At 66.5% G+C, this 22,621-nt stretch carries 25 protein-coding genes; 10 read left to right on the top strand and 15 right to left on the bottom strand.

Features of this window, described 5'->3' with window-relative positions; genetic code table 11:
• Positions 1 to 131: 131 nt before the first annotated feature.
• On the top strand, positions 132 to 335 hold the full coding sequence (locus tag ACODSC_RS13810; protein WP_488814564.1) for a hypothetical protein: 204 nt from the start codon (positions 132 to 134) through the stop codon (positions 333 to 335).
• 5 nt (positions 336 to 340) lie between these two features.
• Here the strand turns inward: ACODSC_RS13810 and ACODSC_RS13805 are convergent, their stop codons facing one another.
• The 7 genes from ACODSC_RS13805 to ACODSC_RS13775 all read right to left on the bottom strand — a co-directional run bounded on the left by ACODSC_RS13805 (position 341) and on the right by ACODSC_RS13775 (position 8,918).
• Positions 341 to 517, bottom strand: coding sequence for a hypothetical protein (locus ACODSC_RS13805; RefSeq protein ID WP_488814563.1), 177 nt, complete (start codon positions 515 to 517; stop codon positions 341 to 343).
• 61 nt (positions 518 to 578) lie between these two features.
• Positions 579 to 1,694, bottom strand: coding sequence for an HlyD family secretion protein (locus ACODSC_RS13800; RefSeq protein ID WP_488814562.1), 1,116 nt, complete (start codon positions 1,692 to 1,694; stop codon positions 579 to 581).
• A gap of 21 nt (positions 1,695 to 1,715) precedes the next feature.
• A complete protein-coding gene (locus ACODSC_RS13795; protein WP_488814561.1) occupies positions 1,716 to 3,428 on the bottom strand; it encodes an MFS transporter in 1,713 nt (570 codons plus the stop codon).
• Positions 3,428 to 4,003, bottom strand: coding sequence for a TetR/AcrR family transcriptional regulator (locus ACODSC_RS13790; protein ID WP_488814560.1), 576 nt, complete (start codon positions 4,001 to 4,003; stop codon positions 3,428 to 3,430). Before ACODSC_RS13790 ends, ACODSC_RS13795 begins: the two co-directional genes overlap by 1 nt.
• Positions 4,004 to 4,085: 82 nt before the next feature.
• Positions 4,086 to 4,595, bottom strand: coding sequence for a GNAT family N-acetyltransferase (locus tag ACODSC_RS13785; protein ID WP_488814559.1), 510 nt, complete (start codon positions 4,593 to 4,595; stop codon positions 4,086 to 4,088).
• Positions 4,592 to 6,658 carry a S46 family peptidase gene (locus tag ACODSC_RS13780; protein WP_488814558.1) on the bottom strand — a complete coding sequence of 689 codons (2,067 nt, stop codon included), beginning with the start codon at positions 6,656 to 6,658 and terminating at the stop codon, positions 4,592 to 4,594. Before ACODSC_RS13780 ends, ACODSC_RS13785 begins: the two co-directional genes overlap by 4 nt.
• Positions 6,659 to 6,830: 172 nt before the next feature.
• Positions 6,831 to 8,918 carry a S46 family peptidase gene (locus ACODSC_RS13775; RefSeq protein ID WP_488814556.1) on the bottom strand — a complete coding sequence of 696 codons (2,088 nt, stop codon included), beginning with the start codon at positions 8,916 to 8,918 and terminating at the stop codon, positions 6,831 to 6,833.
• Between the two features lie 210 nt (positions 8,919 to 9,128).
• Here ACODSC_RS13775 and ACODSC_RS13770 point away from each other — a divergent pair, with 210 nt between their 5' ends.
• From ACODSC_RS13770 to ACODSC_RS13760, 3 genes are read left to right on the top strand one after another with little or no spacing between them, the layout of a single operon-like run.
• Positions 9,129 to 10,301 (top strand): ABC transporter permease, encoded by a 1,173-nt coding sequence (locus ACODSC_RS13770; RefSeq protein WP_488814555.1) that lies wholly within the window; start codon positions 9,129 to 9,131, stop codon positions 10,299 to 10,301.
• Complete coding sequence (locus ACODSC_RS13765; RefSeq protein ID WP_488814554.1) at positions 10,298 to 11,053, top strand: ABC transporter ATP-binding protein; 756 nt, start codon at positions 10,298 to 10,300, stop codon at positions 11,051 to 11,053. The genes ACODSC_RS13770 and ACODSC_RS13765 overlap by 4 nt, the downstream gene beginning before the upstream one ends.
• 34 nt (positions 11,054 to 11,087) lie before the next feature.
• Positions 11,088 to 12,092, top strand: coding sequence for an efflux RND transporter periplasmic adaptor subunit (locus tag ACODSC_RS13760; RefSeq protein ID WP_488814553.1), 1,005 nt, complete (start codon positions 11,088 to 11,090; stop codon positions 12,090 to 12,092).
• Positions 12,093 to 12,101: 9 nt separating this feature from the next.
• Here the strand turns inward: ACODSC_RS13760 and ACODSC_RS13755 are convergent, their stop codons facing one another.
• Together ACODSC_RS13755 and ACODSC_RS13750 are read right to left on the bottom strand one after the other, a co-directional pair.
• Positions 12,102 to 12,899 carry a crotonase/enoyl-CoA hydratase family protein gene (locus ACODSC_RS13755; protein ID WP_488814552.1) on the bottom strand — a complete coding sequence of 266 codons (798 nt, stop codon included), beginning with the start codon at positions 12,897 to 12,899 and terminating at the stop codon, positions 12,102 to 12,104.
• 116 nt (positions 12,900 to 13,015) lie between these two features.
• On the bottom strand, positions 13,016 to 13,168 hold the full coding sequence (locus tag ACODSC_RS13750; RefSeq protein WP_395945767.1) for a hypothetical protein: 153 nt from the start codon (positions 13,166 to 13,168) through the stop codon (positions 13,016 to 13,018).
• A gap of 216 nt (positions 13,169 to 13,384) precedes the next feature.
• On the opposite strand from ACODSC_RS13750, the gene ACODSC_RS13745 reads away from it, so the two are divergent.
• A complete protein-coding gene (locus ACODSC_RS13745; protein ID WP_488814788.1) occupies positions 13,385 to 13,546 on the top strand; it encodes a DUF1289 domain-containing protein in 162 nt (53 codons plus the stop codon).
• Between the two features lie 75 nt (positions 13,547 to 13,621).
• On the top strand, positions 13,622 to 14,149 hold the full coding sequence (locus ACODSC_RS13740; protein WP_488814551.1) for a retropepsin-like aspartic protease family protein: 528 nt from the start codon (positions 13,622 to 13,624) through the stop codon (positions 14,147 to 14,149).
• Here ACODSC_RS13740 and pgsA read toward each other — a convergent pair.
• Both pgsA and ACODSC_RS13730 read right to left on the bottom strand, forming a co-directional pair.
• Entirely contained in the window at positions 14,146 to 14,778 is a 633-nt protein-coding gene (gene pgsA, locus ACODSC_RS13735; protein ID WP_488814550.1) for a CDP-diacylglycerol--glycerol-3-phosphate 3-phosphatidyltransferase, read from the bottom strand. The two genes, ACODSC_RS13740 and pgsA, sit on opposite strands and share 4 nt — an antisense overlap.
• Positions 14,779 to 14,822: 44 nt before the next feature.
• Positions 14,823 to 15,443 carry a carbonic anhydrase gene (locus ACODSC_RS13730; protein WP_488814549.1) on the bottom strand — a complete coding sequence of 207 codons (621 nt, stop codon included), beginning with the start codon at positions 15,441 to 15,443 and terminating at the stop codon, positions 14,823 to 14,825.
• 68 nt (positions 15,444 to 15,511) lie between these two features.
• Between ACODSC_RS13730 and ACODSC_RS13725 the strand changes: the two genes are divergently transcribed.
• Positions 15,512 to 15,748, top strand: coding sequence for an antitoxin (locus tag ACODSC_RS13725; RefSeq protein WP_488814548.1), 237 nt, complete (start codon positions 15,512 to 15,514; stop codon positions 15,746 to 15,748).
• A gap of 12 nt (positions 15,749 to 15,760) precedes the next feature.
• A complete protein-coding gene (locus tag ACODSC_RS13720) occupies positions 15,761 to 16,138 on the top strand; it encodes a PIN domain-containing protein (protein WP_488814786.1) in 378 nt (125 codons plus the stop codon).
• A gap of 6 nt (positions 16,139 to 16,144) precedes the next feature.
• Here ACODSC_RS13720 and uvrC read toward each other — a convergent pair whose 3' ends face one another.
• From uvrC to ACODSC_RS13700, 4 genes are all read right to left on the bottom strand, one after another.
• Positions 16,145 to 18,010, bottom strand: a complete 1,866-nt coding sequence (gene uvrC, locus ACODSC_RS13715) for an excinuclease ABC subunit UvrC (RefSeq protein WP_488814547.1) — start codon at positions 18,008 to 18,010, stop codon at positions 16,145 to 16,147.
• A gap of 16 nt (positions 18,011 to 18,026) precedes the next feature.
• Complete coding sequence (locus tag ACODSC_RS13710; protein WP_488814546.1) at positions 18,027 to 18,473, bottom strand: DMT family transporter; 447 nt, start codon at positions 18,471 to 18,473, stop codon at positions 18,027 to 18,029.
• Positions 18,470 to 19,102 carry a hypothetical protein gene (locus tag ACODSC_RS13705; RefSeq protein WP_488814545.1) on the bottom strand — a complete coding sequence of 211 codons (633 nt, stop codon included), beginning with the start codon at positions 19,100 to 19,102 and terminating at the stop codon, positions 18,470 to 18,472. The genes ACODSC_RS13710 and ACODSC_RS13705 overlap by 4 nt, the downstream gene beginning before the upstream one ends.
• A 212-nt stretch (positions 19,103 to 19,314) precedes the next feature.
• The gene (locus tag ACODSC_RS13700; protein WP_488814544.1) at positions 19,315 to 19,785 is read right to left on the bottom strand and encodes an NUDIX domain-containing protein; all 471 of its coding nucleotides are present in this window, start codon (positions 19,783 to 19,785) and stop codon (positions 19,315 to 19,317) included.
• Positions 19,786 to 20,015: 230 nt separating this feature from the next.
• On the opposite strand from ACODSC_RS13700, the gene ACODSC_RS13695 reads away from it, so the two are divergent.
• Entirely contained in the window at positions 20,016 to 20,801 is a 786-nt protein-coding gene (locus ACODSC_RS13695; RefSeq protein ID WP_488814543.1) for a hypothetical protein, read from the top strand.
• Positions 20,801 to 22,609, top strand: coding sequence for a hypothetical protein (locus ACODSC_RS13690; RefSeq protein WP_488814542.1), 1,809 nt, complete (start codon positions 20,801 to 20,803; stop codon positions 22,607 to 22,609). Before ACODSC_RS13695 ends, ACODSC_RS13690 begins: the two co-directional genes overlap by 1 nt.
• The last annotated feature ends 12 nt before the right edge of the window (positions 22,610 to 22,621 follow it).

The raw sequence follows: 22,621 nt of genomic DNA, 5'->3' as shown, positions 1-22,621 counted from the left end.
CGCGTCGCGCCACCTCCCCATGAAATGGGGAGGAGACGATCATCCACAGTCTCGACGACATGGCGTGTTCCGCATTTGTTCTCATCGTGCTCTAACCGTCTTCGGCGGTCGGCGGCTTGATGGAGGATGAGATGAACGACGGAATGCTGGCCCATATGATGGCCGAACTGGATGCCGAGCTGGCGCGGGCGGAGGCGTCCTTGCCCGCCCATCCCGAACACACCCGCCAGATGGAGGTCATGCGCGCCCTGGCCCTGGGGTTGGGCAATTTCGAGCGGATGCGGGCGCACGACGTCCATATGCTGGCGGCGCGGATGTCGCCCCGCCGGGCTTGAGCGCCTTACGGCTTGCGCTTGAAGGTGTCGCCCACTTCCGTGGCGTCCGGGCCGTCGGGGCCTGCGCTGCGCCGCTCGGCCTGACCGACCTTCTTCGTGTCCTTGTCGGAGGTCAGGGCGTCCGGCTTGCCTGCGGGCTCCGCGCCGTTCTTTTCCCTGCCCTTGGTCTGTTCACGATCCATGATGGTCTCCCTTGCTGGGAAAGGGAGCGCAGGGCGGGGAGCGGGGTTCCGATCCGTCGGCTCAGCTCGCCGTATCCACCTTGGCCACCACCGACATTCCCGGCGACAGCCGGTCCATTCCCGGCTGACCCGGTTCAATGCGGATGCGGACGGGGATGCGCTGGGCGACCTTGGTGAAGTTGCCCGTGGCGTTGTCGGGGCGGATGACGCTGAACTCAGACCCGGCGGCGGGGGCGATGCGTTCGACATGGCCGCGCAAGGTCTGACCACCCAGGGCGTCCACGGTGATCTCGACCGGCTGACCGACGCGGATGTTCCTCATCTGCGTCTCCTTCATATTGGCCGTGACCCAGACCACGTCGGGGACCAGGCCCATGAGCTGGGTGCCGGCGGTGACATACTGGCCCTGGCGCACGCCGATCTCGCCCAGGCGGCCGGGGCGCGGGGCGGTGATACGGGTGTTGGCCAGGTCGATCTGGGCCAGGCGCACGGCGGCCTGGGCGTTCTCGACGGCGGCGGCCAGGCTGTCGCGCCCGACGACGGCGGAGGTGACGCCGGTCTGGGCGACGCCCTCGGCGGCGCGGGCCTGGGCGACCTGGGCCTGGGCGCTGCGCAGGGCGGCCTCGGCGATGTCCACATTGGATTGAGACACCCAGCCGCCGGCCTTCAGGGTGCGGGCGCGGTTGGCGTCGGCCTGGGCGCGGGTAAGCGTCGCCTCGGCGGCGGCGATGGAGGCGCGCTGCTGGGCCACGGTTCCGCGCGCCGAGGCCTGGGTCTGGGTCGAGTTGGACAGGGCGGCCTCGGCCGAATGCAGCCCGGCCTGGGCCTGCTCCAGCCGCTGGCGATAGATGCGGTCGTCGACCTGGGCCAGCAGTTGGCCCTGCTGCACCGACTGGAAATCCTGAACGGGGACTTGGACGACATAGCCGCTGACCTGGGGGCTGATGATCGTCACCTGGCCGCGCACATAGGCGTTGTCGGTGCGCTGGACGTGGCCGGTGAAGGGCGGAAGCTGCCAGGCGTAGAGAACCAGGCCCACGGCGAAGACCGCGACCACAGCTGCGATCACGGCCCAGAGGACGCGCTTTCGGGGCTCGGGCGCGGGGACCGGCTGAGGCGCGGGTTGGGGCGCGGGTTGCGGGGCGGGAGCGGGCTGGGGGGCGGTGGCGTCGGTCATCTTCGTAAGGGCTTTCGGGCGTCAGTCGGCGGAGGCCGCGACCGTGGTCGGATCGGAGGCGGCAGGCGTTTGTCGGGCGTCGCGTCTCGCCTGGCTGCGAGCCTGGAAGCGCGGGCGCAGGTGGACCACCGTCACCCAGGCGCAGCCCAGGGCGGCGATGACGGAAATGATCAGGAAGACGTCGTTGTAGGCCAGAATGTTGGCCTGTTGCGTCACCTGACGGCTCAGCAGGGCCACGCCCTCGGCGTTCAGCACGGCGGGGTCGGTGATGGTCGAGGCGTAGGCGCCGGACAGCTGGCGGATGCGCAGTGCGACCTGTGGGTCCAGGCTGGTGACGCCGGCGGCCAGTTCGTTGGAATGGAACTTCTCGCGCACCACCTGGATCGTGCCGATCAGGGCCGAGCCGGCCAGACCGCCGATGTTCTGAAGCACGCTGAACATAACAATGAAGCTGATGATGTTGCGCGCGCCCTGTTGCAGCACCTTGCCCACCCCGATCAGCAGGGCCGGGCCGACGAACATTGCCGAGGCGAAGGCGATCATCGCCTGGCTGACATAGAGTTGGGCCGGGCGGGTCAGGACGGTGGCGTGACTGTCGACGAAGGCGCCGACGGCGATCAGGCCGAGCGCGATGGCTATGGGCTTGTTCAGCTTGGCCATGTTCAGGGTCAGGGCGCTGACCCCCGTGCCCGCCATGATCGCCAGCAGGATGACCAGGAACAGGCCGTGCAACTGATCCGGCCCCAGGCCCACGACGGTCAGGAAGCCCACCGCGCCCGAGGTCTGTTCCGACAGGGTGATGCGGATCAGAAGGATCGCGCCGAACAGGCGCAGGATGTCCGGCCCGGTCAGCCAATGGACGTTGATCAGCGGGTTCTTGCGATTGTACTCGACCGTCAGGGCGGCGGTCAGCAGCACGATCGATCCCGCCAGGGCCCAGCCGAGCCACGGCGCCTGCGTCCACCAGACGATGCGGCCCAGGCCCAGCACCGCGGCCAGCAAGGCCACGCCCGGCGCGAACAGGGCGAAGGTGAGGAAGTCCAGCGGCTCGAACAGTTTCAGCCTCTGGGACGGCGGCAGGCGCAGCACCTGAACCGCCGCCCAGGCGAGAAGCGCCATGCCCAGTTCGAAGGTGTAGAAGGCGCGCCAGTCGTTCAGCTCCAGCAGGCTGGGCATGATCAGCCGGGCGATGGGGACGGCGAAGCTGGCCAGGCCGATGCCGATGACCAGCCCCTTCAGCCGGTGGGCCGCCGGGAAGGCCTGGATGATATAGAGGAAACCCAGGCTGCTGAGCCCCGCCGCCGCCATGCCCGAGACGGCGCGCACGAAAAGGGTGGACTCATAGTTGTCGACCGCCAGGTGGGCGGCGCAGGTGACGACGAAGGCGGTCAGGCAGATCTGGGTGAACAGGCGCAGGCCGTACTGCTGGCGGAACTTGAACAGGATCAGGTTCATACAGGCGTTGGTCATCACGAAGACGACCGGCAGCCACGCCGCCTCGGTCGGGGTGATCCCCAGCGAGCCCTGAAGATTGGTCAGATTGGCGGTGACGGCCGCATTGCCCAGACTGCCGACCAGGGCCACCAGCACCCCGGTCAGGGCATATTGGACCCGCAGCCAGCCGCTATGGTCGGGCGTAGCGGGCGAGCCGGGCAGGGTGGGCAGTTCGTGCGGCTTCAGGGTGGCGACATACTGATCCCACGGCAGATGCCAGTTGCGGTCGGCGCGGGCCATCAGGACGCCTCCGACCGGGGGCGCAGTCCGTCCAGAATGATGTCGCGGGTCCTCAGCGAGACGGCCTGACGCTCGGCCTCGTCCGCGCCCTGGAAGCCGGCGCCCAGCAGGGTGGCGATCAGACGAATGTCCATCGGCCGCAGATCCTCCCGCACCAGGCCCGCCGCCTGGGCCCGCGCCAGCGGCGCGGCGCCCGCCTCCATCAAGCTCTGCCGCAAAGGGGTAAGCGCGTCGGGCGACCGCACGTTCCGCACCACCCCTGCCAGGCCGGCGTTGCGGACCATGTCTTCGGCCAGCCGATCCAGAAACCAGAAGAAGACCTCCGGGGCCTCGCCCTGTTCCGCGGTGCGCCGGCCCAGGTCCGCGACATCGGCCTCCAGCACCGCCAGGGCCAGTTCGGTGCGGTCGGCGAAATGGCGGTAAAGCGTGCCGCGCCCGACGCCCGCGCTTTCGGCGATCAGGTCGAGCGGCGCGTCCAGACCCTGGTCGGCAAAGACGGCGCGCGCGGCTTCGAGCAGCGCGGCGCGGTTGTGAACGGCGTCCTTGCGGACAGGTTTGGGGGCGGGGCGTGACATGGTGACGCGCTTAAATGGACACGGGTGTCCGTTTTGCAAGGGCGTGTCGATCTTTCCCTCTCCCATGGAGAAGGAAGAGGATTTAGAGCCCCTTCTCCAGCACCACGAAGTCCAGTTCCGGCCGAGGGGGATCGATCGGGAAAGGGCGGGTTTCACCGGTGGGACGGTAGCCGCGCCGTTCATACCAAGCGATCAGTTCGGACCGGCGCTGGATGACCGTCATTTCCATGCGACGCGCGCCGAAGCGGGCGACGGCCTCGGTTTCTGCGGCGGCGAGCAGGCGGCGACCCAGGCCTGAGGCCTGCAGGGTCGGCTTGACCGTCAGCATGCCCAGATAGGCCCGGTCTTTGCCGACGCGGGCAACCTGGACGCAGCCGATCAGCACGCCGTCCTGGTGCGCCAGCAGGACGACGCGGTCGGGATCGGCGATCAGCGCCGACAGCTCGTCCGCACTGGTGCGAGCGCCCGACAGCAGGTCCGCCTCGTGCGTCCAGCCGGCCTTGGCCGCGTCGCCGCGATAGGCGCGCTCGATCAGAGGGTGGAGCGCGGCGACGTCGTCGGGCGTCGCCGCGCGCAAGGCCAGGTCGTTCAACGGCGGACGCCCAGCTCCTCGACCAGATGGTCCATGCCATAGACGTCGCGCAGGGCGACGGTGACGGCCTGGGTGGTGACGATGACGCTGCGGTTCACGGCGCGGTCGTAGCCATAGGCGTTGCGCTGGGTCAGGACGGTGGAGTCGAAGTTGGCGCCGATGATCTCGCCCTTCGCATTGATGGCGGGCGAACCGGACGAGCCGCCGATGGTGTCGGTCGAAACGGCCATGTCCATCACCGCGGTCGGGTCGATCCGGTCCTTGGCCGCCAGCAGTTTGGGCGCGACGGCGAAGGGTTCGGCGCCGGTGGCGCGGTCCCACAGGCCGGCGAAGGTGGTGAAGGCGCTGAACCTTTGGCCCGGAACGTCGGAGCCTTCGACCTGGCCATAGGTCAGGCGAAGCGTGCCGGTGGCGTCCGGATAGACGGCGTCGCCATAGGCGGCGAAGCGGGCGGCGGCCAGCTGTTCGGAGGCCCGGTCGGTCAGGGCCTGGACCCGCGTCTCCCAGGCGTCGCGAACAGCGCGGGCGTCGGCGTCGATGGCCAGGGCGTACTGGATCATCGGGTCGGTCGAGGCCTGGACGGCGGCGAGACCGCCTTCCCACAGGGCGCGGCGGGCGGCCGGATCGGCCAGGGTCGTGCCGGCGACCACGCGGGCCGAGAGGTCCTCGGGGCTTTCTTCGCCCAGCAGGGTCGCGACCTGCGGATTGTCGACCGTCAGCCATTCGCGGGTCTTGGACAGCCACCACTCCAGCCGGATCTGCTCCAGTTCGGGATAGGTGGGGCGTTCGGCGAACAGGCGGGATTCGACGCCCGACAGGCGGCTGTCGACGAACTCGGGCAGGCGCTGGTCCGACGGCTTGGCCCGCTCCTGGGCGCCGCGCACCAGGGTGCGGGCCCAGGCGAACAGCTGCGACCCGCCCGCGACCGAAGTCGTGCCCAGACCCGTGCCGCCTTCCAGCAGGGCCATGGACGGATAGAGTTCGCGGGCAATGGGCTGGACTGTGCTGAGCGTGGACCAGGGATCGACGCCGGAGGCGGCGGCGCGGGCGCGGAAGTCGGTTTCCTGCTCGGCCTTGGTCGCCATGAAGGCGGGGTCGATCAGGGCGGCCATGCGGCCGCGCCCGCGCTTGTAGGTGTTCTCAAGCCCCACGATCGGGTCCATGGCGATGAAGGCCTGGTCCTCGCCCTCTTCGGCATAGCGGATCAGCCGGCCGCGCAGCTCGGACGCGATCAACTGGTCCAGCGGCAGGACCACGTCGCGGATGGTGGTCAGCTGGTCCGTGGTCAGCAGGCGCTGGGTCGAGCCCGGGTTGCCGGACACGAACACGGCTTCGCCTTCCGTCGGCTTCTCGGGGTTCCACGCAAAATGGGTCGGAGTCTCGACCGGCTTGCCGTCCTCGTACAGGCGGATAAAGGCGGCATCCACGGCGAAGCGGGGGAAGGAGAAGTTGTCCAGGTCGCCGCCGAAGGTCGCGGCCCGATCCTCGGGCGCCCAGGCCAGGCGAATGTCAGAGTATTTGCGGAACTTGTAGAGCTTGAACTGGCCGCCCCGGTACAGGCTGACGACCTGGCAGCGGATCTTGGAATCGTCGCCACAGCCTTCCGTCTCGATGCGGCCGGCCTCGGCGTCGCGCGCCTGGGTGAAGGCCTGGCCCTCAAGCCCTTCGCCGGCCTTGTGCATCCGCTCGGTCACGTCGGAGATGTCGGTCAGGATCTCGGCGGTGGCGCCGGGGCATTTCAGCTCTTCCTCGCGCGACTTCGGCGTAAAGCCGGTCTCGGCGTAGTTGACCTGGGGCGTGGACAGATTGGCGACGCAGGTGGCGACGCAGTGGTTGTTGGTCATTACCAGGCCCTGGCCCGAGACCACGCCCGCCGAACAGCCGCCGAACTTCACCGACGACAGGCGGACACGATCCAGGAAGGCCTGATCGATGGTCGTTCCCAGCGCCTGGTTGGCGCGCGCGATGGGGAAGTTGTCGAAGGTCCACATGCCTTCTTCGGCGTGCGCGGACGTGGCGGCGAAGGCGAGGACGGCGGTGGAGGCGAGAAGGGCGAGGCGCATGAAACTACTCCTGATCCTTCTCCCTTCGGGGGAGAAGGTGGGCCCGAAGGGCTCGAATGAGGGGGCTCTATCCGCCTTCAAAACGGAAAAAGGGGGTCTGGGTCAACCAGCCCCCTCATCCGTCTCGCTAACGCGAGCCACCTTCTCCCCTTAGGGGAGAAGGATTTTCGTCTTAGCGCGTCACGCCCAGTTCGCGCAGCAGGCGCGGCTGGTTGTAGACGTTGCGCAGGGCCTCGGTGATGGCGGCGGTCGAGACCGTGACCGTGCGGTTCAGCTCGCCGTCGTAGCCGAAGCTGCCGCCCAGCGAGTGGATGTTGCCGTCGAAGGCCGCGCCGATGACTTCGCCCTTGGCGTTGATCACGGGCGAGCCCGAGTTGCCGCCGATGATGTCGTTGGTCGAGACGAAGTCATAGACGGTCGACTTGTTGACCTTGCCCTCGGCCGCCAGCCAGTCCTCGGCCGCGTTGAACGGCTCGGCGCCGGTGTTGCGCTCATACAGGCCGCCGATCTCGGTGAAGGGCTCAACCGTCACGCCGCGATAGGTCCAGCCCTTCACCTGGCCGTAGGACAGGCGCAGCGAGAAGGTCGCGTCGGGATACAGGTTGTCGCCGTAGACGGCGAACCGGGCCTGGGCGATCTTTTCGGCGGCGCGGCCGGTCGGGGCGGAGACGGCCGATTCCCACTGGGCGCGGACGGCCTGGGCCGCATCGTCGTTGGCCAGCACGAAGGCGATCATCGGATCGCCCGAGGCGGCCAGCTGGTCCGGCGTCATGGCCAGGGCCTGGGCGCGGAAGGCCGGATCGGCCAGACGCGTGCCCGAGACGGTGCGTTCGGCGATCTGCTCCGGGCTGTCCTTGCCCAACAGCGCCTTCACATTGGCGTTGTCCACCGTCAGATATTCGCGGGTCTTGGACAGCCAGAACGACATGTAGATCTTTTCGATGTCGCTGGAAATCGGGGCGTCCTGGGCCAGGCGGCGCCCCATGGCGGCGATGTCGGCGTCGGAATAGCCGGCGCGGCGTTCGGCGGCCGGCTTGGCGCGTTCCTTGGCGGCGCGGACGATGGCCTTGGCGTAGCTGTACAGCTGCGAACGCGGGCCGGATTCCAGCTGGCGGTATGGCAGGTAGAGGTCGCGCTGGGCGACCGAGGCCTGCTCCAGCTCGGCCCACGGATCGCCGATGCGTTGGGCCAGGGCCGGGTCGGCGGCGACGCGCTGGCGCAGCTCCTGCTCCTCGGCGCGCTTCTTGGCCATGAAGGCCGGGTCGGTCAGGGCGCCCTGCTGGCCGTAATAGACCTTGAAGCTGTTCTCCAGGCCGAAGATCGGATCGACCGCCACGCGCTTGGCTTCTTCGCCGGTGGTCGAATATTCCAGCAGGCGGCCGCGCAGTTCCGAGGTCTGGATCAGGGTGATCGGCAGCTGCTGGTCGCGCAGCGCCTCCAGCTGGGCCATGGTCAGCAGGCGCGAGGTCGAGCCGGGGTTGCCGGCCACGAAGGTGACGTCGCCTTCCTTGGGCGCATTGGCGTTCCAGATCAGGTGGTTCGGCGTGGCGACCGGCTTGCCGTCCTCGTAGATGCGCAGGAAACCGCTATCCAGCGCATAGCGCGGGAAGTTGAAGTTGTCCGGGTCGCCGCCGAAGAAGGCCGCCTGGAACTCGGGGGCGAAGACCAGGCGCACGTCGTCGTACTTGCGGAACTTGTACAGCTTGTACTGGCCGCCGCGGTACAGGCTGATGACCTGGCAGGTCAGCTTCTGGTCGTCGCCGCAGACCTCCTTCTGGATCTTGTCGATCTCGGCGGCGCGGGCCTGGACAAAGGCCGCGCCTTCAAGCCCGGCGCCGGCGGCGGTGACGCGCTCGGTCACGTCGGTGATGTCGGTCAGGATCTCGGCCGTCTGGCCGGGGCACTTCTTCTCTTCCTCGCGGGTGGCGGGCATCCAGCCGTTCTTGACGTAGTCGTTCTGGGCGTCCGACAGGTCCTGCACGCAGCCGACGACGCAGTGGTGGTTGGTCAGGATCAGGCCCTCGCCCGAGACCAGCGAGGCCGAGCAGCCCTGCAGGCGGACGGCGGCGTTGCGCACGCGGTCCAGCCAGGCCTGGTCGATGTTCGTGCCGTACTTTTCGTTCACCGTCGCGATGGGGAAGTTGTCGAAGGTCCACATGCCTTCGTCGGCCTTGGCCGGAGACGCGGGGGCGGACAGGACGGCGGTCGCGGCGCCGAGGGCGGCCAGCGAGGCGGTGAGACGAAGCGAGGGCAACGACATGAACGAATTCTCCCGATCGCGGGACGATGGTCCCGCCTGTTATTTTGTAACTAGCGCCGTTTGAAGGGCGACGCCAAGAGGCCATCGCGGCCTTAACCTCCGCATTTGCAGCGCGCAACGTCGAGGAAGACGCACCCTTACCCCGATTTAACTTGGCGGTGACACGGCTCACGCTCAGATAGGCGCCATACCGGGGATTTATCGACGACGATGTCGCTTGCGCTTTCCACACTGCTCTTCGAATGGCGTCGCTACATGGCGGCGGTCATGGCCTTGGCCCTGTCGGGGCTGCTTGTCCTGGCGATGACCGGTGTCTTCATCGGCATCGGCAAGGGATTCACCGCGACGATCGAACGGTCGGGCGCGGACATCTTCATCATGCAGCCCGGCGCCAAGAGCCTGATCGGCGGGCCTTCGGGCGTGCCGCGTCGCTTCATTCCGCTGGCCTACAACCACCCCGAAGTGGTCGAGGTCATGCCGCTGGACGGCGACGGCGGCACCTTCCAGAACATCAAGAACGTGGACCCGACCAAGAGCCAGGCCGACAGCGCCAGTCAGGGCGCGCCGCGTCAGAAGTTCGTCCAGGCCAGCATCATCGACACACGGCCCGGCTCGGTCACCATCCCGACCGACTATTCCCAGGAATTGGTCGACGCCCTGCGACAGCCCTACACCGTGGCGGTGGACGAGACGGCCCTGACGACCCTGGGCGTCAAGCTGGGCGACAAGGCGCTGTATAACGGCCAGACCGTCACCGTGGTCGGCGTGACGCGCGGCTATCCCAACATGATGCAGCCGGGCGTGGTCATGTCGCGCGACACCCTGCGGATGCTGGGCCAGGCGTCTACCGGCCCCCGCGTCGGCCCCCTGATGGTCAAGCTGCGCGATCCGGCGCGCGCCCCCATCGTCGTCGCCCAGCTGAACGCCATGGGCGCCGGCCAGTGGAAGGCCTGGACCAAGTCGCAACTGGCCGAGGCCAACGCCGGCGCCATGTTCGAAGAAGGCATTCTGGTCATCATCATCGGCGGCTGCGTGGTTCTGGGGATCATCATCGGCGTGGCCATCACCTGGCAGACGCTGCGCGGCGCCATCATGGCCAATATCAAGGAGTTCGCCTCGTTGCGCGCGCTGGGCGTGGGCATGGGATCGCTGCGGCGGATCGTGGTCGAGCTCAGCTTCTGGGTCGGCGTGGTCGGCGTGGCGGCGGCGATCTTCCTGACCTGGTTGGTGTCGCTGTTGGCCAAGATGGGCGCTGTGATCATCGCCCTGCCTTTCTCGCTCCTGCTCGCCGTCGGCATCGGCCTGATCGCCATCGCCATGGTGTCGGGCCTGCTGTCGCTGGGTATCCTCAAGAATAGCCAACCGGCGGACCTGCTGCGATGAACATTCATACGAAAGTTCACGGCAAGCACGGCGACTTCGCCATCGAGGCCAAGGGTCTGGTCAAGCGGTTCAAGTCCGGCAAGGCCTGGGTCGAGGTGCTGAAGGGTGTCGATTTCGACGCCAAGCACGGCGACCTGACCATGGTCATGGGACCGTCGGGTTCGGGCAAGTCCACCCTGATCGCGGCGCTGTCGGGCCTGTTGCGGCCGGAAGAGGGGCGGGTGGACGTGCTGGACGTCGACGACCTGTGGAAATACTCCTCGGGCCGGATCGACAAGTTCCGCCTGGATAATTGCGGCTTCATCTTCCAGGGCTTCAACCTGTTCCCGGCGCTGACGGCGCTGCAGCAGGTCGAGACCGTGCTGAAGTTCCAGGGGCTGACCTCGGGTCAGGCCAAGAAGCGCGCCACGACGGCGCTGGAAGAGGTCGGCCTGGGCCATCGCCTGCACCAGCGGCCGGCGGCCCTGTCGGGCGGCGAGAAGCAGCGCGTCGCCATCGCCCGCGCCCTGGCCAAGGACCCCAAGATCCTGTTCGCTGACGAACCGACCTCGGCCCTGGACGGCGAGAACGGCCAGGTGGTGATCAAGCTGCTGCGCCGCGCCGCCACCGAACACGGCGCCGCCGTGATCTGCGTGACCCACGATCCGCGCCTTGAGGCCTGGGCCGACCGGGTCATCCATATCGAGGACGGCAAGATCCTGGACGACCAGCGCCGCATACCCGATCCGAACGCCATCCTGGCGTCCCACTGAACACAATGACGAAATCCCTTAGGACGACACGCCCATGCCCGGCTTTCTGAAGAAAAAACGCACCTGGCTCGGCCTGCTGCTGGTCATCGTGCTGGTGGTCGGCTTCATGCTGTTCCAGTCCGCCGCCAAGACCAAGAAGGAAGCGCAGGACAAGGCCGCCGCCACCAAGGTCGAGAGCCCCTACGCCGCCATCGCCAACGGCAAGGTCGATGTCGAGGGCGGCATCATCCAGATCGCGGCCCGTCGCGGCGGCATCGTGCGCGATGTGCTGGTGCAGGAGGGCGACCGCGTCGTCGCCGGCCAGATTCTGGCCCGTCAGGAAGACGACGAGGCCCGCCTCGCCGTCCAGAGCGCTCAGGCCGCCGTGTTCCAGGCCGAAAGCCAGCTGGCCCAGATCCGCGTCGACATCCGCACCGCCCAGCGCGAGCACGACCGACTTGAAAGGCTGGTGGCCACCAACTTCGTCGCCGCCCAGCGCATCGACCAAGCCCAGGACGCCATCGCCACGGCCCAGGCCCGCCTTGGCTCGCAAACCGCCGCCGTCCAGACCGCACGGGCCCAGCTGGCCCAGGCGCGCTATGATCAGGAGCTGACCGTCATCCGGGCGCCGAGCGCGGGCCGAATCGTGCGCCGCTACGCCAATCCCGGCGCCGGCGCCTCGACCCTGAACGTCTCGACCATGTTCGACCTGGAGCCGGATGCGCCGCGCATCGTCCGCGCCGAGGTGGTCGAAAGCGACCTGCCCAACCTGACCGACGGTCAGGCCGTCGAGATCACGCCGGAAGGCGACACCAGCAAGGTCTATATCGGGGCCGTCATGCGCCGGGCAGCCGTGTTCGGCGCCCGCAAACTGGCCTCCGACGATCCCTCGCAGCGCACCGACGAACGGGTGGTCGAGGTCGTCGCCTCGGCCGGCGACGCCCCGCTGCTGATCGGTCAGCGCGTGCTGGTCAAGTTCATGAAGCCGGGCGAGACGGCGGGCGCCAAGCGCGCGGTCGCCGTCGGTGTCGGCCCGAACCAGGCGATGCGTCCGCAGTAAGGAAACAGATCAGCGGCCGGTGAAGACGCCTGGCCGCTTTTCCAGCACGGCGTTCACGCCCTCTAGATGGTCCTCGGTCATGTGGGCCAGGGCCTGCATGGCGGCCGACATCTCCAGGATCTGCTCGAAGGTCTGGTCGCGGCCCTGACGCATCAGGGTCTTGGCCATCCTCAGGGCCTGGGGCGGCTGAGCCGCGATCTGGCCGGCGGTGACCAGGGCTTCCTCCATCAGCTGATCGTGCGGCACGACGCGATTGACCAGGCCCCAGCGCTCGGCGGTCTCGGCGTCGATGCTGCGGCCGGTGAACAGCATTTCTGCGGCGCGGGCGTAGCCGACGTCGCGTGGCAGCCGCCAGGCGCCTCCGTCGCCGGGGATGATGCCCAGCTTCAGGAAGGGCACGCCGAAGCTGGCCCGTTCGGAGGCGATGCGGATGTCGGCGGTGGCGGCGATGCCGCAGCCCAAACCCATCGCCGGGCCATTGACCGCCGACACCAGCGGCACGGCCAGATCGTACAGCGACCGCACGATGCGGTGTACCACCTGGCGATACCGCTCGCGGATCTCGGCGCCTGATCCCTCGAACAGGTCGCGCCGATCGCGCATCGCCGTCAGATCGCCGCCGGCGGAAAAGGCGCGGCCGGCGCCGGTCAGGACGACGCACCGCACCGACGCATCCGCATTGACCCGCGCGCAGGCCGCAGCGAACTCGTCGCCGTCGGTCAGGTCGGGCAGGGCGTTCAGCCGCGCTTCGCGGTTCAGCGTCCAGATCAGGATCGCGCCTCTTCTTTCCTCAGCGATCAGGCCCATGCGTCGTCTCCGTTGCTGTCACCCGTCATCGACCGCGAACGCCGCGTCAGGCAAGCCGCAATTGCAAAAGCCCCGGCTAGAACCGGGGCTTCCGCATGCTGGCCTCGATCAGAGGCTCAGCGTTTCTTGATCGTATAGGGTACGAAGTTGGACGGATGGCTGACCGCCCGTCCCGAGTTCGACGGCATGTGCCGACTATTGACCAGCATCCCGCCCCACAGGGCGAAGGACATCATGGCGTGTTGGAGGTTACGCTCCTTATCGTTCATCTTGGCGTCTCCTTTCGCAGAACGATGAAAAGAGACGCGTCGTACCAATGGAATTCCACCGTCAGTCGTTTCGCGTCACTGGCCAATATAAGACAGTTTGGTGAATTTGCAATTTAATCCGTCAGGAGTCGGAGTGTTTTTCTTTCCGTTGTCACATTGAGCGCGTCGCCCCCGAACAGGCCGAGCCCGCCCAAGGCCATCGCCACGCCTTGCGTCATGGTCTGCGCCGTGGATGGCGAAAGCGGCCTGTGCCTGGGCTGTTTTCGAACCTTGAAGGAGATCGCGGGTTGGCGCGCGCTGACCGACGACCAACGCGCGGCCGTGATGGCAGACCTCCCGTCGCGGCGCGCCCAGGTCGATCCGGCCAAACTGGGTTAGCGTGCGACGGGGTTTAAGCTTTCGTCAGCCACGTCGTTTCACGGCATTCAAACCTCGTCTCCTTAGACAGGGAGCATGGTTCGCATCGATTTCCAGTCCGTCGTCGTCCTCAGCGTCGCCCTCGTGGCCTCGTTCGCCACGGCGATGACGATCCGGCATCTGGAGGGCGGCGACACCGCCCTGGCCGCCACCGCGCCGCTCCCGGTCGCGAGCGCACCGATCGCCAAGGCCTCGGGCACGGCCGCCCAGGTCGTCAAGGGCGCGGACGGTCACTATTGGGCCCAGGCCAAGATCGAGGGACGGGCCGTGCGCGTTCTGGTGGACACCGGCGCCAGCGTCGTGGCCCTGACGCGGGCGGACGCCCAGCGCCTGGGCGTCGATCCCGAGCCGGCGGCCTTCACCGGCCGGGTCCAGACTGCATCCGGAGTGGTGCGCGCGGCGCCGGTTCAGCTGCAGTCGGTCTCGGTCGCCGGGGCGCGGGTGGACAAGGTCGAGGCCCTGATCGTCGAGCAGGGGCTGGAATATTCCCTGCTGGGCATGAGCTATCTGGGGCGCCTATCGGCCTTCGAGGCGACGCCGGCCGGTCTGACGCTGAGGCCTTAAAGGTCCCGCATCTGGCGACGGGCCTCGCGGAAATACTGCCAGCCCGTCCACAGGGTGATGATGGCGGCCAGCCAGATCAGCACGTCCGAGAAATACTGGAACTCGTCCAGCCAATCCAGCGACAGGCCGAAGCCGTCCCAGTTGCGCGCGAACAGCTGGCAGGCCAGGGCCACCAGTTGCAGGGTCGTCTTCCACTTCGCGGCCAGGGTGACGGGCAGTTCGATCCGCCCGGCCATCGTCTCGCGCAGGGCCGAAACGGCGAACTCGCGGAACAGGATCAGGCCGCAGGGAATGATGATCTGCGGCACCGAGCCCGAAGTCAGCACACCCAGGATGGCGCCCGTGACCAGCACCTTGTCCGCGATCGGATCAAGGATGGCGCCCCAGCGGGTCGTGGCGTTCCAGCGCCGCGCCAGGAAACCGTCGATCCAGTCGGTCGAGGCGGCGATGACGAAGATCCAGAAGGCGGTGCGATAGAGCGAGAACTGATCGGCCGGGCTCATCCATTGGTCAGCCAGGGGGAAGCCGCTGGTCGCCCCCGCCAGGATCAGGAACATGACCACCCCGGCGGCCAAGCGGATGCCGGTCAGGATGTTGGGAATGGGGTTGGCGCGGTGGGCGGTGGTCATCGTCATGTCCGTTGCAACGCGCCGGGTGTGACACGGTTCGCCGGTCAGGCCAACGGTTCGAACCGCGGCTTGTCGGTCATGACCGTCAGGGCGCCCTCGGCGATGCCGAAATGAAGACCGCTGAGCTCCAGCTCACCCTTGGCTTCGCGCTCGGCGATCCATGGGAAGGTGCGCAGGTTTCGGATCGACAGGCGGACGATGGCCTCCTCGGCCGCGCGCTCCAGCTGATCGGGCGAGACGGTCTCGGCGACGTGCTGGACCACGGGCGTGCCTTGCGCGACCCAGGGAGCGACGAAGTCGGCGCAACTGTCGGGCGCGCCGTGCAACATGGCGTTGACCCCGCCGCAGTGGGCGTGGCCCATGACCACGATCCGCTTGACGTTCAGCACCTTGACCCCGAACTCCAGCGCCGCCGAGACGCCGTGCAGCCGGCCGTCGGGCTCATACGGCGGCACCAGATTGGCGACGTTGCGGACCACGAACAGCTGGCCCGGCGCGGCGTCGAAGATCAAGGCCGGATCGGCGCGGCTGTCGGAGCAGGCCACGATCAGGGTGTGCGGCTTCTGGCCCTGGGCCAGGGCCTCATATTCCGCATGGGCCGTCGGCCAGTGCTCGGCCCGGAAGCGGCGGTAGCCGGCGGTCAGTTCATCTTCTGCTTGGCTCATGCTGCGCCTGTAGCGCTTTGAGCGGCGGCGATAAATCGTGTATACGCGTGTATACGAAGGAGCTCGTCATGTCCGTCACCAGTCGAACATTCCGCAGCGGCAACAGCGACGCCGTGCGCCTGCCCAAGGAAATCTCGTTCGGACCCGGCGTCGAGGTCGAGATCGAGCGCAAGGGCGATGTCGTGACGATTTCCCCCAAACAGAAGTCCGTCAAGGAGATGCTGGCCAAGTTGCGCAGCCTGCCCAAGCCCTCCAGCATCGCGATCCGCCAAGAAGTCGAAATCCCGGAACGGCAGGGTCTCTGAGGCGTGGCCTATATGCTCGACACCAATGTCGCCATTCATCTGCGGGATGGTGATGCGCTGATCGACGAGCGGATAGACGCCCTTGACCCGCCGCTTCTGCTGTCGGTCGTCAGCCGCGTGGAGCTTGAAGCCGACCTCGGACGACAAGATGTCGACGCCGACGAACGCCGCGCGAGGCTGGACGCCCTGTTGGACGTCGTGCCGGTCCTGCCGTTCGGGTCGGTTGAGGCGCAAGCCTATCGCGTGATCGTCGAGACCTGCGGCTTCTCTCGACGCAAGGTTCTGGGTCGGATGATTGCGGCGCAGGCGATAACTTCGGGCGCGACTCTGGTGACCTGCAATGGCGACGACTTTCGCGACATCCCCGGACTGGCTCTGCTGGAATGGTGAGGCGGGTCAGCTCTTCCTGAAGAAGGCGTGGATACGTTCGGCCAGGGGTTGGTTGATGCCGTCCACCTTGACCAGGTCCGACACCGAGGCGCGACCGACGCCCTTGGCGGAGCCGAAGGCGTGCAGCAGGGCCTTCTTGCGGCCGGGGCCGACGCCTTCGATCTCGTCGAGGGGATTCTTCTTGATGTCCATCGAGCGGCGCTTGGCGTGGGCGCCGTTGGCGAAACGGTGGGCCTCGTCGCGCAGCCGTTGCAGGTAGTAGAGGGCCGGGGACTTAAGCGGCAGCATGAAGGGGGGCTTGCCGGGTATGAAGAACTTTTCCATCCCCGCGTCGCGATCCGGCCCCTTGGCGACCCCGACGACGGCGATGTCGTCCAGACCCAGGTCGGCAAGGACCGCCAGAACCTCGGCCAACTGGCCCGCGCCGCCGTCGATCAGCAAAAGGTCGGGGCGGACGGCGTCCTCGCCCTCTTCCTCGTCCTTGACCAGGCGGGCGAAGCGGCGGCGCATGACCTCGCGCATCATGCCGTAGTCGTCGCCGGGCGTCAGATCCTCGCCCCGGATGTTGAACTTGCGATACTGGGACTTCTGGAAGCCGTCGGGGCCGGCCACGACCATGCCGCCGACCGCGTTCGTGCCCTGGATATGGGCGTTGTCGTAGATTTCGATCCGCTCGGGCCGGGTCTCCAGGCCAAAGGCCTCGCAGACCTCGTCCAGGATCTTGCCCTGGGCCGAGCTTTCGGCCAGGCGGCGACCCAGGGCCTCGCGCGCGTTGGTCAGGGCGTGGTCGACGAGGGCCAGCTTCTCGCCGCGCTGGGGCCGGACGATCTCGATCTTGCGGTCCGCCTTCATCGAGAAGGCCTCTTCCAGCAACTCCAGCTCGTGCGGGCGGACGTTGGACAGGATCAGACGCGGGATCGGCTTGTCCTCGTAGAACTGGCCCAGGAAGGCGGCCAGGATCTCGGGATCGGTGTCGGTCTTGTCCACGCGCGGGAAATAGGCGCGGCCGCCCCAGTTCTGGCCGGCGCGATAGAAGAAGACCTGAACGCAGGCCTGGCCGCCGTCGGAGTGCAGGGCGAAGACGTCGCCTTCGGCGACGCTGTCGGCGCTGACGGAGTTCTCCATCGAGATGGCCGACAGGGCGCGGATGCGGTCGCGCACGCGGGCGGCCTGTTCGAAGTCCATCTCGTCCGAGGCGGCCTGCATCTCCTGCGACAGGCGGCCGATGACGGCGCGCGACTTGCCGCGCAGGAACTGCTCGGCCTCGGTGACCAGTTCGCCATAGTCCTCCAGCGAGATCAGGCCGGTGCAGGGGGCCGAGCAGCGCTTGATCTGGTGCAGCATGCAGGGGCGGGTGCGGGTCTCGTAGACGCTGTCGGAACAGGATCGGAGCAGGAAGGCCTTCTGCAGCGTGTTCAGCGTCCGATTGACCGCCCAGGTCGAGGCGAAGGGGCCGAAGTAGTGGCCGGGGGTGGTGTGGGCGCCGCGATGCTTCTTCACCTGGGGCGCGCGGTGGTCGCTGCGGATCATCAGCTCGGCGAAGGACTTGTCGTCGCGCAGCAGGACGTTGAAGCGCGGCTTCAGCTTCTTGATGAAGTTGGATTCCAGCAGCAGGGCCTCGGTCTCGGACGCCGTGACCACCAGCTCCATCGACCGGGTCTGGGCCACCATCAGGCCGATCCGCTGGGTGTGGAACCGGCCCTGGGCGTACTGGACGATGCGCTTCTTCAGCGACTTGGCCTTGCCGACATAGAGGCACGAGCCGTCCTCGCCGTACATGCGATAGACGCCCGGCTTGTCCGGCGCCCGACGCGCCTCGTCGGCGATCAGGGCGGCGGCCGTCAGGTTCGAATCGAGCGTCTCCTCGGTCATCCGGGGGGATATAGGCTCACGACCGGCGAACCAGAAGGACGCCCGCCAGAACCAGGCCCACGCCGGCGATGCGGCCGAGGTTCAGCGGCTGGCGCGGCACGCCCAGGGCGCCGAAATGGTCGAGGATCAGGCTGAGCAGCAGCTGGCCGCCGACCATCAGGGTGATGGTCATGGCCACGCCCAGGCGCGGTACGCCCCAGGCGGCGGCGACCACGAAACAGGCGCCGTAGGCCCCGCCCAGCCAGGCGTACCAGGGCAGGGCGCGCGTGGCGGCGAAGTCCGGCCGCGTGTGCATCAGGGCCGCCACGATCCCCAGCACCGTCGTGCCGACCGCGAAGGAGATGAAGGCCGCATTGACCGGCGAGGCGACCGCCGTGGCCAGTTTGGCGTTGGTCGGCGCCTGGAGCGCGGTGGCGCCGCCGGCCAGGATGACGACGAGAATGGCGAGCAGGGACGGGTTCATGGCCCCTGGCTAGCACGGCTTTCGCCGGATGCGGAGGGCGGCTTGAGGCGGCCGGCGCGACGCAGGCGGCGGCGTTCGGCGCGGTTCAGGGGTTTAGGGGCGGGCGGCGTCGAAACAGGGTGCAATCTGTGCACTTCGTCCAGATCGGATCCGGCGTCGTCGAAAACAGGGTGCAATGTGTGCACTTCGTCCAGATCGTCCAGATCGGGCGCGGCGGGCGAAAAATCAGGGTGCAATCTGTGCACATTCCGGGTTTCGGCGGGCGGGGTTTCGGCGGGCGTTTCGGGCGCCATGGACGACAGGGTCTCGAAAATCTTGAGCCAGCGCAGGGCCTCGGTCGCCTCGCCGTCCATCAGCGACAGTTGCAGGCGACGCCGCGCCGACAGGGCCATGGCCGACAGGTCGATGTCCTCGATGTCTTCAAGCTCGACGGCGGGATCATACATGTCGGGATCGTCCTGATCCTGTAGCCGCCAGCCCGCCTTGCGGGCGCGAACGCGAAAGGCCGAGAGGCCCAGATCGTAGCGGCGGCAGACGACGCGCGCCGGCTCGCCCGCCAGATAGTCGTCGCGGGCCAGGTCCCAGACTTGCTGCGAACGGACGCGATAAACGGGGGCGGCTTGGGTCATGGACGAACGCTGGCACGCGCCTGCGTCAGATGCGGACGCACGACGTCTCCTCCCCACAGCGTGGGGAGGGGGACCGCGCGAAGCGTGGTGGAGGGGTTCTTGACGTCCCACAGGCGGCGGCGATGCGGTGCAGAACCCCTCCGTCACGGCGCGAAGACGCGCCGCGCCACCTCCCCATCGCTACGCGATAGGGAGGAGACGGCTGCGGGATTTCACCAGTCGGGATCGACCGGGGCGCCGTCGAAGATCTCGGCCAGACGCGCGCGACAGCCCCGGTTGGTGTCGGCGGGCAGGTCGGAGGGCGAAAACCAGCCGACCTCGGCGATCTCGCCATGGCTGGTGCGCTCGCCCTGGTCGAAGTCGTCCAGGCGGAAGACGACGACGTGGTCGCCGGGAAAGAAGCGCTCGTTGGAATGGATCGAGACCAGGCGCGGCGCCGCCCGCGCGATCAGCCCGGCCTCTTCATGCAGTTCACGCACCACGGCGGCCTGGGTCGTCTCGCCCCGATCCACCCCGCCGCCCGGCAACCACCAGCCGGCCAGATAGGTGTGCCGGACCATCAGCACCCGCCCCTGCGCATCCACCGCCACCGCCCGCACGCCCAGCGTCTTGCCGCGCGTGAGGCGAGACCAGGCGAAGAATAGCGGGCGGGTGAAGGGTTCGACGTGGATGCGCCAGGTCATGGGTGTGTTCGCTCCCTGCCGTGGTGTGGCGGGATGTTCGATCATCTTTGGGGGCGGGAGGGAAGGAGGAGTTGATTAAGCCACTTCGCGACCCATGATTCGCTCGCCCAATCCCCAACGTGGGGCATGCCGACGCGGCCTCGCAACCTTTGCGTGATAAATTCCACCCCTCGCTTGTCTGCGTTCGCCTTTAGCGTCACGCTTCTCCGCAACGAGTCGCGGGGGTATCGATGTCCAAGAATGGCCGGATGAAGCGGTTCGTGCAGGCTGCCGAACCCCTCTCTACGCAGTTGCCTATGGTTCACAGCACTGACGCCTACCGGTTTGTTGATATGGCCGAAGAGGATGCGATTACGCCCCAAGCCTGCACTGTGTTCGCTGGCGAACGTCTCACCTATTTCTTTTACGGTCGACCGTCGTTCCGGCCCAACGCGCAAGAAGAGCCCACAGGTCTCGACCATTATCTTCCGGTCTGCCTGATCCTTCGTCCCGACTTTGCGCTACGAATAAAACGCATTTTTCCGTTCGACAGCGGCGCCTTTCACCACCGCTTCTACGCAGCCTACTTCCACAAGCTGATGGCGCTTCAGGACTTCGAGCTGACCCCATCTCCCGACACGCCGGGTCGTCTCGTCTCGCGCTTCTACGGATCGAATGCCGCTTACCTCTATTCGAAGGATCCCAAGCTCGGTGATATCGATCCCGAAGAATTCGAGGCCCGCTCCTATCTTGAACTGATCAGCGCGCGCAACGGCAACGCAATCGACAGTCGCGGCGCTGGGGTTGAGATTCAGACGCAGGAAGAGATCAAACTCACGGAGGCCGTCGAAGCCGTTATCGTCCCATCGACCTTCGAAGCCAGCAGCTCAGCAGGCCGTCTTCGCGACCATGGAGTCGAAGTCATTCCATACAGCGTCGTTTCGCGTATGCGCCCGATGGAGTACGCGGGTTCGCTGACAGAAGTCTGCATGGCCTATTACCGTCGCAAAGGCATACTCGGCGAGAGTATCGGCTGATGGCGCGTCTCTGCGGCTATCTCGATCTGATGCCAGATGCACCAGGGTTTTTGACTCCGGTCTTCCAGCCCTATGCGGGGGCGAACCACCTCGTGACTCAGATTGTCGATGAAGAAGATCGCGTCATCGCCTTTCGAGAGATCAACCCTCCGGCCTCTTCGGTTCGCTCCGAATGGAACGATGCATCCGTCGAGATCGGTGATCACGCCCTGTGGTCATTCCGCCTTCGTAACAACGCCGAAGCACTCGGCTCGGTTTATGAGATTCGGCCGACCCTAATGGCCTGGTTGCTCGAAGGCGCTCTAGAAAGCTGGCCGCTTATTGCCATGGAGGTCGCGGGCTTCTGCGGAGGGGCCAAGCTGCAATGCGATCACGTCCAGGCCGGTTATGAAAGCCTTAGACGAAACTCCGAAGTGACCGCCGACGTCTGGCTTACGACGCAAGTCTTCTTGCCGGCAGCGAAACGCGACCTAGTTCGGTCGCTTGCCGTGGTGGGTGCGGCTCTACCCCGAACGGTCGATGTGGAGATTGTCGAGGATCGTGTTGAGGTCAGGACCAACGTCACCATTCCTTCAGGCCCGACATTCGCCGAACTCCGAACTCTAGCTAAAGCAATGGGGCTGCGCGAGATCGCTCTTATGGTCCGCCAAAATGAGCCAAATCACATAGGGCTCCCTCTTCACGCTTGGGTCGCAGGTCTTGGCGGCGTCGGCCGCTACGTCATCAAAAAACTGAACTTGCCAGGTCATCATCTGGCCCCACCCTTGCCCTCAGGTGCCATCGGCGTCGCCGACAGCCCCCACCTGCGGCTTTTGGGCGGCCTGTTTATCGGCATTCTCCAAGGCGACCCTCGACACCTCCCTGCTATGGCGACACTGGCTGAGAAACACTCAAGTCCCGGCACCTTGCATCATCTCATCCAAGTAAGGCCTTTTGGCTACTATCCGCTTCAGGTTAGGCGATCCTCGATCGAGGAAGTGGCGAATAGCGATGTCAACGCGGACATCGTCTGGATCGTATCCCAACACCGCCGCGAGCGACCGGTCGTCGAACATCGCCTCACGGCGGCCGACCACGCTTCTCGCACAGTTGCGCTCCTCGTCGATATGATCATTGACCTTGGGGACGAGTGGTTAGGTTACGTCCGGACATCCAAGAGCAGGTTGCCCTTCTTTGGCTTGGTCGGCGTCACGCGGTACAAGCCGACCGACGTGATCGATCAACTACTGCGCAAGGCCGTCCACGATCTCCTTTCGGAAGATTTCGATCTATCCTCTGCGAGAGTTATTCAGATATTTTTTCCTCGGAATTGGAGCGAATTCGGACCTCGTCAAGTTCAGCTCGGTCCGCAGAACTATCAAGTCGAGATTCTACCGCATCCCGAACCTAGTAGACGCACACTCATAGCCAGTTTAGCGTTGGACGTGTCTCGATCAAATGGCCCAGACGATTACAGCGCTTTCTGTCACGGCCTACTGGCCGCATATGGCTGGCGCTTCGATCAGTCTAAAGACGACGCCGACTCGGTCAGGATCGTCATCTTGGGCGAAATGAGACTAGGCGTGAGATGCTACCTACACGCCAGCGATCTTTGGAGCGCACTCTCTATCGACGCACCCCTTACCTATGATCTTCTGATTTGCGCGGAACGGATCAGCGATGGCGACCGAGAAGACGCGCACGCCGATGGAATGACAGCCATCCATCATTCGGACTTGGCGCGATGGCACTGGCACGAGCTCGGCATCGAAGCCTTCGGCACCCGCGATCTGAACTACGCAGATAGTTATAGTCTCATCCCCGCTTGAACCCCGACCCGG

This window comes from Brevundimonas sp. FG128 (genome assembly GCF_057809775.1).
The sequence above is the reverse complement of the archived record's forward strand: the minus strand, read 5'-3'. Positions and strand labels throughout refer to the sequence as shown.